This window comes from Novosphingobium sp. (assembly GCF_040079535.1).
GTDB lineage: Bacteria > Pseudomonadota > Alphaproteobacteria > Sphingomonadales > Sphingomonadaceae > Novosphingobium.
Genome location: NZ_JBEBKB010000050.1, coordinates 1 through 14,000, shown reverse-complemented (window position 1 = coordinate 14,000; position 14,000 = coordinate 1). Strand labels below are relative to the sequence as shown.

General features: G+C 59.8%; 12 protein-coding genes and 1 tRNA gene. 11 read left to right on the top strand and 2 right to left on the bottom strand.

The window, feature by feature from the left end:
• Together rodA and ABL914_RS12550 are read left to right on the top strand one after the other, a co-directional pair.
• Window positions 1-953 (top strand): rod shape-determining protein RodA (rodA, locus tag ABL914_RS12555; RefSeq protein ID WP_391563525.1); only part of this gene is annotated, 953 nt, incomplete at its 5' end.
• 81 nt (window positions 954-1,034) lie between these two features.
• Window positions 1,035-1,110 (top strand) — tRNA-Lys (locus ABL914_RS12550).
• 15 nt (window positions 1,111-1,125) lie between these two features.
• Here the strand turns inward: ABL914_RS12550 and ABL914_RS12545 are convergent.
• A complete protein-coding gene (locus ABL914_RS12545) occupies window positions 1,126-2,385 on the bottom strand; it encodes a cytochrome b/b6 domain-containing protein (protein WP_391563524.1) in 1,260 nt (419 codons plus the stop codon).
• Window positions 2,386-2,443: 58 nt separating this feature from the next.
• Window positions 2,444-3,871 (bottom strand): Si-specific NAD(P)(+) transhydrogenase, encoded by a 1,428-nt coding sequence (gene sthA, locus ABL914_RS12540; RefSeq protein ID WP_391563523.1) that lies wholly within the window; start codon window positions 3,869-3,871, stop codon window positions 2,444-2,446.
• A gap of 141 nt (window positions 3,872-4,012) precedes the next feature.
• Between sthA and ABL914_RS12535 the strand changes: the two genes are divergently transcribed.
• From ABL914_RS12535 to ABL914_RS12495, 9 genes are all read left to right on the top strand, one after another.
• On the top strand, window positions 4,013-5,905 hold the full coding sequence (locus ABL914_RS12535) for a DUF3604 domain-containing protein (protein WP_391563522.1): 1,893 nt from the start codon (window positions 4,013-4,015) through the stop codon (window positions 5,903-5,905).
• Between the two features lie 11 nt (window positions 5,906-5,916).
• Entirely contained in the window at window positions 5,917-7,812 is a 1,896-nt protein-coding gene (locus ABL914_RS12530) for a DUF3604 domain-containing protein (RefSeq protein ID WP_391563521.1), read from the top strand.
• A gap of 7 nt (window positions 7,813-7,819) precedes the next feature.
• Window positions 7,820-8,641, top strand: coding sequence for a peptidyl-prolyl cis-trans isomerase (locus ABL914_RS12525; protein ID WP_391563520.1), 822 nt, complete (start codon window positions 7,820-7,822; stop codon window positions 8,639-8,641).
• Window positions 8,638-9,621: a HupE/UreJ family protein gene (locus ABL914_RS12520; RefSeq protein ID WP_391563519.1), complete on the top strand. Its 984-nt coding sequence runs from the start codon at window positions 8,638-8,640 to the stop codon at window positions 9,619-9,621. Before ABL914_RS12525 ends, ABL914_RS12520 begins: the two co-directional genes overlap by 4 nt.
• A 10-nt stretch (window positions 9,622-9,631) precedes the next feature.
• Window positions 9,632-10,441, top strand: coding sequence for a crotonase/enoyl-CoA hydratase family protein (locus ABL914_RS12515; protein WP_391563518.1), 810 nt, complete (start codon window positions 9,632-9,634; stop codon window positions 10,439-10,441).
• Between the two features lie 59 nt (window positions 10,442-10,500).
• Window positions 10,501-11,769 (top strand): 3,4-dihydroxy-2-butanone-4-phosphate synthase, encoded by a 1,269-nt coding sequence (gene ribB, locus ABL914_RS12510; RefSeq protein ID WP_391563517.1) that lies wholly within the window; start codon window positions 10,501-10,503, stop codon window positions 11,767-11,769.
• 4 nt (window positions 11,770-11,773) lie between these two features.
• A complete protein-coding gene (gene ribH, locus ABL914_RS12505) occupies window positions 11,774-12,193 on the top strand; it encodes a 6,7-dimethyl-8-ribityllumazine synthase (protein ID WP_391563516.1) in 420 nt (139 codons plus the stop codon).
• A complete protein-coding gene (locus ABL914_RS12500) occupies window positions 12,190-13,125 on the top strand; it encodes an aldo/keto reductase (RefSeq protein ID WP_391563515.1) in 936 nt (311 codons plus the stop codon). The genes ribH and ABL914_RS12500 overlap by 4 nt, the downstream gene beginning before the upstream one ends.
• Window positions 13,126-13,273: 148 nt before the next feature.
• Entirely contained in the window at window positions 13,274-13,975 is a 702-nt protein-coding gene (locus ABL914_RS12495; RefSeq protein ID WP_391563514.1) for a hypothetical protein, read from the top strand.
• Window positions 13,976-14,000 lie beyond the last annotated feature (25 nt).

Sequence of the window (14,000 nt, the reverse complement as noted above, 5' to 3'; positions counted from 1 at the left end):
TGGTAATGGCCTTCGTGATTTCCCGGATGCCGCGCCAATTGTTCCGGTTGGGCGCCTATCCGCTTTACGGCGCACTGATCGTGTTGCTGATTTTCGTCGATCTGTTTGGTTCCGTGCGCGGCGGCAGCCAGCGCTGGATCAATCTGGGTTTCATGATGCTGCAACCATCAGAATTGATGAAGCCGGCAATCGTGCTGACCCTAGCCCATTTCTTTGACAATTTACCCCCGGCGATGACCCGCAACTGGCGCACTTTGCTGCCAATCGCGGCACTGGCCGGGGTGCCGGTGATGTTGGTGATCGTACAACCCGATCTGGGCACCGGCCTATCGGTTGCCGTCGGCGCGGCAGTGGTCATATTCCTGGCCGGATTGCCGCTGCGCTGGTTCATCGGTGCAGGTGCCGCCGCAGCCGTTGCCGCCCCGATCGCCTTCTTCACCCTGCTCCACGATTACCAGCGCAAGCGCGTTTTCGTGTTCCTGGATCCGGAAAAAGACCTGCTAGGCGATGGCTACCACATCACCCAATCAAAGATCGCGATCGGATCGGGTGGCTGGTTTGGCAAGGGTTTTGGCAATGGCAGCCAAAGCCACCTCGATTACCTGCCCGAAGCCCAGACCGACTTTGCCTTTGCCACGATGGCCGAGGAATGGGGGTTGCTGGGCGGATTGTTCGTGCTGGGAATCTATTTGTGGCTGTTCCGCTGGGCGATGGGCGTTGCCCGCCGCGCGCCAGACCGGTTCTCGATGCTGCTGGCTTCGGGGATGACCTTTACGATCTTCTTTTACATGGCAATCAACATGATGATGGTGATGGGCCTGGCCCCGGTGGTGGGCATCCCATTGCCGTGGATCAGCCATGGCGGATCGGCAATGCTGACCAACATGCTGTGCATCGGTGTGCTGATGGCGGTCGATCGCTGGTCAAGGCGCAGCGGACAACTCAGCACCTAAGAAACCCCTTCCCTCGGCGAAAGTTCGCGCTATAGGGGGCGCTCCCGAGCGAATCGGGCCTTCCAGCAATAGCCGGAATGTGGACGCATAGCTCAGTTGGTAGAGCAGCTGACTCTTAATCAGCGGGTCCTAGGTTCGAGCCCTAGTGCGTCCACCACTCCCTTCACAGACACTACTTGCGTTCAGCGTTGATGCTGAACGTTACGCCTACCGCATCGGGGATCTGATCGGTACTTTCCCATTCATCTTGCCCAACCTTGAAGGCCAGCCGGCTGATTTGGGCAGAGCCCTGGGCCTTGGCCCGGTTTCCTGAAATTCGTAGGCTGAACACCAGACGGACCGGGCGGTTCACACCGTTGAGGCTCAGCACACCGCGCGCGGCGTAGCGATCCTTGCCCAGACGTTCAAAACCGGCGGCGGTGAACGTGGCTGTGGGGCGCAGGCCAGCATCGAAAAACCCGGGACCTTTTAACGTACCATCGCGCTCTGCATCGCCGCTGCCGACAGAGCCGAGCGCGATGGACGCTTTGATCCGGGCCTTGGGCAGATCTTCAGGATCAAACTGGATCGCCGCGCGCCACGAACCGAAGGTGCCGTTGATCGCGGTTCCGGCATAGCTGGTGGTAAAGCCCAGGCGGCTGCCCGGCAGCACCCGCCAATCTGCGCTTAGGGGCGCAGCGCTTTCGCTTTCGCTGGGGCTGGGGCTGAATTCGTCCGCCGGGCTGGCTTCATCGGTCTGCACGGGTGCCGGGCTGGCCGAAGCAACCCTCGCCGAAGAAACCGCATCGTCTTGCTGTGCCGCAGGGAAGCTCCACAAGTCAGGCAGCAACGCGGAGCTCCCCATATATGCGCAAATGCCAAGCATGAGCAGCGGTGAGATCAGTTCATATGGCCGCCAATCTTGCGAAGGCAGCATCCGCTCCGCCACGCCGTCCCTAAGGAGCCAGTGCCAGATCGCCCCGGCCAGATGCAAAGCAATCAGCGCGGGCAGCAACCAGGCCAGCACCGCGTGACCCAGCTCTGCAAGGCCATGGAATGCTGGATCGATCGGCAAATGCGGCCAGGGAAGCAGTGCGAACAGCACGGTCGGCACTTTGATTTTGGCAGTAGAAACCAGCATCCATCCAGTCAGCGGGCCGCCGATCATTACAACATATAACAGGGTGTGGACCAGCTTTGCCGCCAATCCCTTCACTCCGCGGTCTGCCGCAGGAGGACGCGGCAACAGATAGCGCAGCGCAAGCCTGAGCACGCTGAGCACCAGGATCAGTATTCCGATCGACTTGTGCCATTGATAGGCATTGAACTGCGATAGCAGCGCGGTGATACTTTCAAGCCGCAAACCCAGCCCGAACTGCAACGAGAGCAAAGCCGCCAGCACCCAATGCAAGGCTTGGGCTGCACGGTGATACTGGACTGGTGATTGTTCCACGGGCGTCTCCTGAACCGCACCCTGCATAGCGCCTTATGACGCTGTGGGAACGCCCGCGTTACTGCCGGATTGCGCGCGGGCCAATTTCAACCACTTCGGCGCTGCAGTGCCGGATCCGGTTCCAGGCATCCAGTGACGCGATCTTGTATGCTTCGGCCAGCGTCGGGTAATTGAAGCTGTTGTCGATGAAATAATCAATTGTCCCGCCCAGCTCTATCACCGCCTGGCCGATATGGACCAGTTCGGTCGCACCCTCGCCAACGATGTGAACCCCCAGCAGTTTGCGGCTGGGCATCGCAAAAATCAGCTTCAGCATGCCGCTGTCCATCCCCATGATCTGCCCGCGCGAGGTTTCTCGAAACCGGGCAACGCCGCATTCATAGGCCAGGCCCTGCTCGCGCGCGGCTTCTTCGCTGAGCCCTGCGCTGGATAGTTCGGGTACGGCATAAATCCCGATCGGAAAGTGCGATCCGGCCTTGGGCAATGGCGCGCAAAAAGCATGGCAGGCGGCGGCCCTGCCCTGCTCCATCGATGTCGCGGCCAGGCTTGGAAAGCCGATCACATCGCCCGCCGCATAGATATGGCCAATATCGGTCTGATAGGTTGCGGGATCAACGCGCAAACGGCCGCGCGGATCGGCTTCAAGCCCGCACCGGGCCAGATCCAACGGTGCCGTAGCCCCTTGCCGCCCGGCGGTGTAGAGCACCATTTCCGATCGCAGCTGACGGCCATCGGCCAGATGGCAGACCGGCCCTTCGCTGGAAGGAACGATCCGATCCAGCTCGGTCCCCAGCAATAACCGCATCCCGCTATCGCGCAGTTGATAGACCAGATGTTCAACCACTTCCTGATCGATGAATTCCAGCAACTGCCGGCGCGGTTCAACCAGGGTTACGGGAACGTCCATCGCCGCAAAGACGGTGGCATATTCAAGGCCGATAACCCCGGCTCCGATCACCGTCAGGCTGCGCGGAACGCGGGGGTTTGCGATGAATTCATCGCTATCGACAATACTGCGGCCATCAAACGGGATTGAATCAGGCCGAAAAGGCTGGGTGCCAACAGCGATCAGGATCCGGCCTGCTTCCACCACCCGTTCCCCGCCGGGCGCGGAAATTGCAATGCGGTGGGGATCCAGAAAGCGCCCTGCCCCGACCAGCGTCTGGACACCATTGCGGGCGAATTGATGCTCCAGCACCTCGATCTCATGGGTCAGCGTCTTATCAAGGCGCATGGCCAGATCTGCACCGGATATGTCACGCTTTACCCGGTAAGCCCGGCCATAAAAGCCGCGCTCGCGCCAGCCTGAAAGATTAAGTGCGGTTTCGCGCAGGGTTTTCGACGGGATGGTGCCGGTATGCACCGAAACCCCGCCCACCCGGTCGCGGTTGTCCACCACCAGCACGCTCTTGCCCAGCTTCGCCGCCTGCACCGCCGCGCGTCGCCCTGCCGGGCCGCTGCCCAGAACCACCAGATCGTAACGCAATTGCCCCTCCATCGCCGCGATTGACCTAGAACGGCAAAACCCAAAACGTATTCAGCCCGCTTGACCTGCGGCGCTGGCGTGGCAAGTTGCGGATGAAAACCAAATGACCGGTCGATCGGGGGCCAAATGAGGGGACTGATAATGCGCAAGAAGATTGCCCTTGCTGCGCTATTGCTGGGCTCTACCGCGCTGTTTTCGGGCTGTGACAAGCTGAAGCAGGTTGTGACCGGCAAGGCCGAGGTGGCCAATACCGCCTATCCGGAAAAGGTTTTCTGGGGCGATACTCACCTGCACACCAACAATTCCCCCGACGCTTTCGGGTTTGGCACCCGGCTGGATTCTGAACAGGCGCTGCGCTTTGCGCGCGGCGAAGAGGTTTTCAGCTCAACCGGACAAAAGGCCAAGCTGGCCCGACCGCTCGATTTTCTGGTGATTTCAGATCATTCGGATGGCTTCGCCACGGTCAGAAACCTCTACGAAGCACCGCGATCGATGATTGATGATCCAACCCTGCTGCGCTGGTACGATCTGCTGCACTCTGGTCCCAAAGGTTCGATGCAGGCCACCGCAGAACTGATCGATGCCAAAGCAAACGACAAGCTGCCGCCAGAAATCCTGGATGCCAAAGCGGCAGAAGCCCGATTGCGCAACGATTGGCTGAGCCACATTGCGACAGTTGAACGTTACAATGAGCCGGGCAATTTCACTGCCTTTATCGGGTTCGAATATACACTGATGAATGCTGGCCGAAACCTCCACCGCAATGTGATCTTCCGCGATAACGGCAACCGTGCTTCCACCGTGCTACCGCTGGCTTCGTTCGCGACGACCATCCCCGACGGACTGTGGGACTATATGGATGCTTATGCCAAAAAGACCGGCGGACAGACTTTGGCGATCCCGCACAATTCGAACATGTCAAACGGGCGGATGTTCTTGATGACCGAACCGTTGGGCGGCCCGATGAGTGCAGAATATGCCCGCCGCCGGGCTGCGCATGAACCAGTGGTCGAAATTACCCAGATCAAGGGGGATAGTGAAGCCCATCCGTTCATGTCACCCAACGACGAATTTTCCGGCTATGGCACCGCTGGGTGGGAGCTTGGCGATCTTATGATGGTCGAGAAAACCACGCCAGAAATGTACCCTGGCTCTTATGTCCGCGAAGCGCTGAAGCGCGGGTTGATGGTGGAACAGCGAACCGGCGCCAATCCTTATGCCTTTGGCGTGATCGGCTCTACCGACAGCCACACCTCGCTGGCCACCAGTGATGAAGACAATTATTTCGGCAAGCATTCAGGCGTTGAGCCCGGCCCAACCCGCGCCGCCGAAGCACAGAACCTGGGCACGCGATCTGGCCGGTTTGGCTGGAACTATCTGGCCAGCGGCTATGCGGCGGTCTGGGCGACAAGCAACAGCCGCGAAGCCTTGTTCGATGCGATGCTGCGCAAGGAAGTTTACGGCACCACCGGCCCACGTATGACCTTGCGGGTTTTTGGCGGCTGGGATTTCAAGGCGGAGGATCTGCAGGGCGATTGGGTAAAGGCTGGTTACGGCCGCGGGGTGCCAATGGGTGCGACGCTTAAAGCTGGCAGCGGCAGTCCCAGCTTCATGATCTCGGCCCTGAAGGATCCGGTTGGCGCCAATCTTGATCGGGTGCAGGTGATCAAAGGCTGGGTCGATGCTGCCGGACAATCGCATGAGAAGGTGTTCGACGTTGTGTGGAGCGATATGGCTGGCAAACGCAAGCTGGCGGGCGGCAAGGTTCCGGCAGTGGGCGATACGGTCGATCTGGCCCAGCCCAGCTATCAGAACACCATTGGCGCGCCCGGCCTGACCACGGTCTGGTCCGATCCGGAATTTGATCCGGCCCAACGCGCGTTCTATTACGTTCGCGTACTTGAGATTCCTACGCCAACCTGGGTTGCCTATGACAAGGTGCGCTACAAGCTGACACTCGATCAGAATATCCCGCTGAAACAGCAGGAGCGCGGCTATACTTCGGCAATCTGGTACGCCCCGGCCGGTCAATGAAGGGACCTATGATGAAACGAACCCTTTCCGCTGCGGCATTGCTGCTCACCGCTACTGCGCTCACCAGCTGCGACAAGATCAAGGACACGTTTGGCAGCAAGCCTGGCGAACAATCGATTGCCGATACGGCCTATCCCGAAAAAGTGCTGTGGGGCGATACCCACCTGCACACTTCCAATTCGGTCGATGCCTTTGGTTTTGGGACGCGGCTTGGCCCAGAAGAAGCGCTGCGCTTTGCCCGCGGTGAAGAAGTGACGGCAACCACCGGAACCAAGGCCAAACTGGAACGCCCGCTGGATTTTCTGGTTATCTCGGATCACGCCGAAGGGATCGGATCAACCAAGGCGTTGTATGATGCGCCGCGGATGATGATAACCGATCCTCAGTTGCTGCGCTGGTACGATATGATGCACGCCAGCCCCGAACAATCGCTCAAGGCTATGGGTGAAATGCTGGCCGTGCGCGCGTCTGGCAAACCCAACCCGGCGATGAGCGACAAGGCCGCCGCCGACAAGCGCACAACCAAGCTGTGGAACGAACATATCGGCACGGTCGAACGCTATAACGAACCCGGCCAGTTCACCGCTTTCATGGGCTTTGAATACACTTTGATGCAGACCGGCAACAATCTGCACCGCAACATCATTTTCCGCGATGGAGCAGACAAGGTTTCGACGGTCGAACCACTGGATCCGGCCGATGCCAAATGGCCTGAACATCTGTGGGATTACATGGATGCCTATGAGAAGAGCACCGGCGGCAAAGTGCTGGCAATCCCCCACAACGGCAATGTCTCCAATGGTTTGATGTGGATGATGACCGAGCCGAATGGCGGCCCGATGAGCGCCGAATATGCCCGGCGCCGGATCGCGCATGAACCCGTGGTTGAAGTAACCCAGATCAAAGGCGACAGCGAAGCCCACCCTTTCATGTCGCCCAATGACGAGTTTGCCGGTTATGGCACCGCTGGCTGGGATCAGGCCAATCTCCTTGGCAATATCAAGACCAAGCAAGCCGATCTGCCAGGCTCCTATGCCCGCGAAGCACTTAAGCGCGGGCTGCTGATTGAACAGCGGACCGGGGTAAACCCCTATATGTTTGGGGTGATCGGATCGACCGACAGCCACACATCGCTGGCCACGCCAGAGGAAAACAACTTCTTCGGCAAGCACACCGGCGTTGAACCCGGTGCCAAACGCGCGGCGGCGGAATTTGTTCCAGGCGTTCCCAGCGGCCGGATGAACTGGCAATCGCTGGCCAGCGGTTATGCTGCGGTCTGGGCAACCAGCAACACCCGCCACGCCATCTTCGATGCGATGATGCGCAAGGAAGTTTACGCCACAACCGGGCCGCGCATGACTGTGCGGTTTTTTGGCGGATGGGACTTCAAGGTTGATGACTTGCAAGGGGATTGGGTCAAGGCTGGCTATGCCCGCGGCGTACCAATGGGCGGGACGATGAAACCCGGCGGCAAGGCTGCCCCCAGCTTCATCGTTTCAGCACTGAAGGATCCGGTCGATGGAAATCTTGATCGGGTCCAGGTGATCAAAGGCTGGGTCGACAAGGCCGGCGTGGCCCAGGAAAAGGTGTTCGATATCGTGTGGAGCGATATGGACGGCAAGCGCAAGCTGGCCGGCGGCAAGGTTCCGGCAGTTGGTGATACCGTCGATGTGGCCACTGCCAGCTATCAGAACACAATCGGTGCGCCAGAGCTTTCGGCCGTGTGGACCGATCCCGAATTCGATCCCGCGCTTCGTGCGTTTTACTACGTCCGGGTGTTGCAGATCCCAACTCCAACCTGGATGGCCTATGATATGGCCAAGTACAAGCTGACCCTGCCGCCCGAAATTCCGCTGAAGCATCAGGAACGCGGATACACATCGGCCATCTGGTACACGCCGGGCTGATATGAACATGAAGATATTAGGCTGGCGGCTGATCAAAGAGCCGCTGGTCCACTTTGTTGTTGCCGGGGCAGCGGTTTTCTGGGTGCTGTCTGGCCGTCCGCCCGATCTGGGAGAGCGCCGGATCGTGGTTGATGAAGCCGTCGCAGGGGCACTGGTGCGGCGCTATTACGACAGCTTCCGCCGGATGCCCAGCAAGGACGAGATTGACGGCCTGATCAGCGATTGGGTGGCCGATCAGGTTTACTACCGCGAGGCCTTGCGGCTTGGCCTCGATCAGGGCGACGAAGTTGTGGTCCGGCGGATGCGCCGCAAACTTGAATCGATGGCGGTGGCCGATGCCGAAACGGCCGAACCCAGCGACGCCGAACTGCAAGCTCTGATCGACAAGGACCCGGCGCATTACAGCGAGGATCCGCGCACCAGTTTTGAGCAAGTCTATCTTGGTGCCGATACCCCGCAAAGCCGGGCGCGGGCCGATCTGCAACTGGCGCAACTTCGCGGCGGCAAGCCGGTGAACGGGGTTCCGGCCCCGCTCCCGGCCCAACTTGGCAAGGCATCGGCAGCGGACATATCGGGCCAGTTTGGCGATGAGTTCACGCTTTCGCTGCGGCGATTGCCTGTTGGCCAGTGGCAAGGGCCGGTGGCATCTGGGCTTGGCCTGCACCTGGTGCGGATCACAGCGCGCGATGCACCCAGCCCGCCAAGTCTGGCCAATATCCGCCAACGCGTAACCAACGATTGGCGTGCGGCCGCGATCCAGCGCGCCCAGGCCCAAGCCTATGGCGATATGCTGAAGGGCTATGATGTTGTGATCGTGCCGGTCAAATGATCCGTCTGCTGCGCTTGCTGGCAGCGGCAATGCTGGCGCTGGCCGCACTACCCGCCCATGCCGACGAGCTTCGCCCCGGCTATCTGGAACTGACCCAGCGCGATGCGCAGCACTGGAAAGTGGTGTGGAAAGCGCCGGTCCTGGGCGGACTGGCCACCCGCGCGCGGCCGGCCTATCCACAATTCTGTACCCAATCAGCACCGAAGGCCCGGATCGAAGGAGCCGCACTGGTCGCGGAAAGCACGTTGACCTGCACCAAGGATCTGGCCGGTAGCAAGGTTGGCATTGCCGGAATGGACGGCGCCTTCACCGATGCGTTGCTAAGGGTTGCACCGCTGGGTCGCCCGGTTCAAGCATCACGATTGACCGCCAATGAAGCGATGGTTGCGGTTTCTGCTGTGCCCGATGCCTGGCAAGTTGCGCGCAGCTATCTGGCGCTGGGGGTGGAACACATCCTGACCGGCTATGATCACCTGCTGTTCGTGATCGCGCTGGTTTTGCTGCTGGGCAATCTGTGGGTTGTAGTCCGGGCTGCAACGGCATTTACCGTGGCCCATTCGCTGACCCTGATCGGAACCACACTGGGCTTGTTTGGCCTGCCGCAAGCCCCGGTTGAGGCCCTGATCGCGCTTTCGATTATCTTCCTGGCAGTGGAGATCATAAAGCAGGATCCGGCCCAGCCCCGCCTTTCAGAGCGCGCACCATGGCTGATCGCGTTCGGGTTTGGGCTGATCCACGGGTTTGGTTTTGCCGGTGCGCTGCGCGAAATTGGCCTTCCTGAAGGGGATGTGCCGATCGCCTTGCTGACCTTCAATCTGGGCGTAGAGCTTGGCCAGCTGGCGATCGTTGCTGCCACAATAGCAACGCTAGCGCTGCTGCGCAGATTTGTTCCCCCGGCATTGCGCCCGGCAGTGCTTGCGGCCAGCTATGCAATCGGGATAACGGCCAGCTTCTGGTTTATCGAACGCATGATCGGTTAGGAGAATTTCGATGTCTGATGCCCCCGTCCTTTACAGCCTGGATGAAGCCGGCATTGCCACGATCACGCTCAACCTGCCTGAAATCCGCAATCCGATTTCCGATCTCGATCTGATCGAGGCCCTGCTGGGTCGCTTGAGTGAAATTGAGGACGATCCCAGGGTGCGCTGCGCGATCCTGACCGGCGCCGGCAGCGCCTTTTCAGCCGGCGGAAATCTGAAGGCGATGCGGCCGGATTCGGGTGGACTTAACGCCAGCCTCCCGGCCCGTACGCGCCGCAACTACAAAAGCGGTATCCAGCGCCTGCCCTTGGCCTTTGCTGCACTGGAAGTGCCAGTGATTGCCGCGGTCAATGGCCCGGCGATCGGTGCCGGGCTGGATCTGGCCTGCATGTGCGATTTGCGGGTGGCTGGTGAAGGTGCGAAATTTGCTGAAAGCTTCGTCAAACTGGGGATCATCCCGGGCGATGGGGGGGCCTGGTTGCTTCAGCGGATCGTTGGCTTTTCCAAGGCCGCCGAACTGACCCTGACTGGTGAGACAATCGATGCCGCCGAAGCGCTGAGAATCGGGTTGGTCAGCCAGGTCGTTCCGGACGATCAACTGCTGGACGCTGCCCACAAAATGGCTGCACGGATTGCCTGCAATCCGCCGTTCGCTGTCCGGATGGCCAAGCGCCTGATCTGGGATGCGCAATCGATGTCGATTGGCCAGGTGCTGGAAATGTCTGCGGCGATGCAATCGGTCGCCCATGCCACCAAAGACAATGCCGAGGCGGTCGATGCCTTCCTTGAGAAGCGCAAACCGGTGTTCAAGGGCGATTGATCCACTAAAAATGTGAAATTCATATTGGGTTTCACATTTTAATGTGATATGTGGCGCGCATGACCACAAACATCATCGAACGCGTTCGCCGCCTTGTCGCCGATGGCGGCATGTCTCGTTCTGGCCTGGCCCGCGCGGCCGGGCTACACGCCAACACCTTGCGTGATTGCACCGAGGCCGAATGGAACCCTACGACTGAAACGCTGCGCAAGCTTGAAGCGTTCCTGTGGGATAGCGATGAAAGCCCGGTGCTGGTCAGCATAGAGGAAATCATCGACGAAGCCCGCAACGGACGGATGTTCATCCTGGTCGATGATGAGGACCGTGAGAACGAAGGTGATCTGGTTATCCCGGCCCAGATGGCTACCCCCGATGCGGTCAATTTCATGGCGATGCACGGGCGCGGGCTGATCTGCCTGACGCTGACCCGCGAACGCACAGAGGCGCTTGGCCTTGAACTGATGAGCCGCAACAACGGCACCCGCCACGAAACCGCTTTCACCGTTTCAGTCGAAGCCCGCGAAGGCGTGACCACAGGAATTTCCGCGGCCGATCGATCGCGCACGGTTGCTGTGGCAATCGATGCCAGCAAGGGGCGGCAGGATATCGTCACGCCGGGCCATGTTTTCCCACTGATCGCGCGCGATGGCGGAACGCTGGTCCGCGCCGGGCATACCGAAGCCTCGGTTGATATCTCGCGGCTGGCTGGCCTTAACCCCTCGGGCGTGATCTGCGAGATCATGAACGAAGACGGGACCATGGCGCGGATGGACGATCTGGTGCCTTTTGCGCGCAAGCACGGCCTGAAAATGGGCACGATCCGCGATCTGATCGAGTATCGCCGCAAATACGATCATCTGGTGGAATGCGTCAGCGAAGAACCCTTTACCTCTGATTATGGCGGCGAATGGACCGCCAAGAGTTATCGCAACAAGACCGACCGGACGATCAACATCGTGCTGCAAAAGGGCCATGTGGTTCCGGGCGAGCCCACTTTGGTGCGGATGCATGGCATATCAATCTATTCCGACGTGCTGGGCCAACCGGGTCCGCGCAAGCGCATTCTGCAGCGCGCGATGGATGAAATCGGCCGGGCTGGCGCTGGCGTGATCGTGCTGCTGATGCCCAGCACGCCCGAGCAACTTGACGCCGAAGTTGCGCGTGCACCCTTGCCCGATATGGACTTGCGCGCCTATGGCATCGGCGCGCAGATCCTTGCGGACCTGGGCATCAACGACATGATCCTTTTGACCAACGCACACCGCAATATCGTCGCGATCGAAGGCTATGGCCTCAACATCGTCGGCGAGCGCGCGATCCCGGAGTAATTGCATGGCCCGCTTTCTGATCGTCGAAGCCCGCTTCTACGACCACCTCAACGATATGCTGATTGCGGGTGCAAAAGCAGCGCTTAAATCGGCCGGCCATCAGGTTGATGTGATAACCGTACCGGGCGCCCTGGAAATTCCCGGCGCGATCTCTCTGGCCGAACAATCGGGCCTTTACGAAGGCTATGTTGGGATTGGCGTGGTTATCCGCGGCGAAACCTATCACTTTGAAATCGTTGCAGGAGAATCCGCGCGCGGGATCATGGCGCTAACCATGGACGGGATCGCAATCGGTAACGGCATTCTGACTGTCGAGAACGAGGATCAGGCGCTGGTTCGTGCCGATCCGAAACAAAAGAACAAGGGCGGTGAAGCTGCGGCCGCGGCAATGGCTCTGCTCGCCCTCAAGGAGAAATTCGCATGAGCCGCCACCCTTCCCTTTCAGGCCTCAAGCTGGTGCTTGGCGGCAATGTCTTTGGCTGGACTGCCGATCAGGATACCAGCTTTGAAATTCTTGATGCGTTCTACGAAGCCAGCGGGCGGATGATCGATACCGCCGAGGTTTATTCGGCCTGGGTTCCCGGCCACAAGGGCGGCGAAAGCGAAGTGGTTATCGGTGCCTGGATGAAAGCCCGCGGCGTTCGCAAGGAGATGCGGATCGCCACCAAGACCGGCTGGGGCATGGAGCACGGCGATCTGAACCCTGCCACGCTTGGCACTCGTCTTGCTGGTTCGCTCGATCGGCTTCAGACCGACTATGTCGATCTTTACTATGCCCACCGCGATGATCCAAAGACCCCCCAGGATGAAGTGGCCAGCGGGTTCGCCGCGCTGATCAGCGAAGGCAAAGTGCGTGAGGCAGGAGCTTCCAACTTTACAGAGGACCGCCTGCGCTCGGCCCTCACAGCGGCAAAGTCGCAAGGTGTGCGGGGCTTCAGTGTGCTGCAAAACCAGTACAATTTGCTGGAACGCGCCGATTACGATTCCGATTATGCCAATTTCTGCGCGGCAAACGATATTGCGATGCTGCCGTTCTACGGCTTGGCCAACGGGTATCTTACGGGCAAGTACCGCAAGGATGCCGATTTCGCCCGCTATGTTCGCGGGGATCGGGTCAAGAAGTACCATGAAACCGGCGGCCCCGCCGTGCTGGGAATCATGGACCGGATTGCCAAGGAATGCGAAGCAACCGTTGCCCAGGTCGCGCTTGCCTGGCTGCTCGATCAGCCCGGCATCGCTGCACCAATCGCCAGCGCCACCACTGCCGATCAGCTTGACGAACTGATTGAGGCTATCGACATCGAACTGATGCCCGATCAGCTAACCCAGTTGAACAAGGCGGTCGCCTCGGATTAATCGAAACTGCTTCAATGCTGATAATGCTGCGCTGAGGGGTCGCGGCCAGGCGACGCACATCAAAGCTTGCTTCAAGATAACAGCGCGCCCATGTTCCGTTCAGGTTGGTCGCAGCAATCCTGAACACTTGCAACAAGGGAGATGGGCAATGAACAAGACAACCTCGATATTCGTATTGGCCAGTGCGTTGCTGGCGGCGGCACCAGCATTGGCCGCGAGCGACTACTTGCTCGAACTCGATGGCGTAAAGGGCGAGGCTGTGGCCCCCGTCCAGGTTGAAAGCTGGTCATTCGGCGTTTGCAACGCTGGGCAGTGTTCGACAGTGTCTTCGCCGCGCGATGCCGCCACTGGCCAGTCCACCGGCAAGCGCCAGTACAAGCCATCGGTCAAGGTTCAGGCCAGCCAGAACACCCAGTCACTGCGCGAATCGCCAACGCGGGCATCAGTCGATGGTTCAAGCGGGGCGGTGACAGCGCAGGAATGCAAAAAGCCCTCCTATTCAGCCGCGCATTTTGATCTTGATTGCGATGGCCGGGCCGATCTCGCCTTCGCCGGCACCCAGGACGAGGTTAGCAGTCTTTCCTTCACTTTCCAGAAAATCACCGTTGAATGGCGCGGCGTCTGCACCGGCAAGCATATCGACAAGGCGGTGCTGCGCAGTCCCGGCACCGGCGATGAATTTGTCATCACTGATGCAACGGTTTCTTGTTCGGGGCCCCGGCAATCCACTGGCCGTGCAGCGGCGACCTGTGCTGCCGGAGCCTGCGATCTGGCTGGCCCGGTAACGATGACATTTACCGGTGGTCAGATGAAGCACGTCCGGACCGGGCACGTAACCTTGCTGAAATAGAGCATTTGGGGCCCGGCATTTGCGT

Excerpts from the sequence above, each read along its gene's own strand:
- ABL914_RS12535 (WP_391563522.1), top strand. The coding sequence starts at position 4,013 with ATGCGCAAGAAGATTGCCCTTGCTGCGCTATTGCTGGGCTCTACCGCG.
- ABL914_RS12495 (WP_391563514.1), top strand. The coding sequence starts at position 13,274 with ATGAACAAGACAACCTCGATATTCGTATTGGCCAGTGCGTTGCTGGCG.
- ABL914_RS12500 (WP_391563515.1), top strand. The coding sequence starts at position 12,190 with ATGAGCCGCCACCCTTCCCTTTCAGGCCTCAAGCTGGTGCTTGGCGGC.
- ribB (WP_391563517.1), top strand. The coding sequence starts at position 10,501 with ATGACCACAAACATCATCGAACGCGTTCGCCGCCTTGTCGCCGATGGC.
- ribH (WP_391563516.1), top strand. The coding sequence starts at position 11,774 with ATGGCCCGCTTTCTGATCGTCGAAGCCCGCTTCTACGACCACCTCAAC.
- ABL914_RS12530 (WP_391563521.1), top strand. The coding sequence starts at position 5,917 with ATGAAACGAACCCTTTCCGCTGCGGCATTGCTGCTCACCGCTACTGCG.
- ABL914_RS12525 (WP_391563520.1), top strand. The coding sequence starts at position 7,820 with ATGAAGATATTAGGCTGGCGGCTGATCAAAGAGCCGCTGGTCCACTTT.
- ABL914_RS12515 (WP_391563518.1), top strand. The coding sequence starts at position 9,632 with ATGTCTGATGCCCCCGTCCTTTACAGCCTGGATGAAGCCGGCATTGCC.
- ABL914_RS12520 (WP_391563519.1), top strand. The coding sequence starts at position 8,638 with ATGATCCGTCTGCTGCGCTTGCTGGCAGCGGCAATGCTGGCGCTGGCC.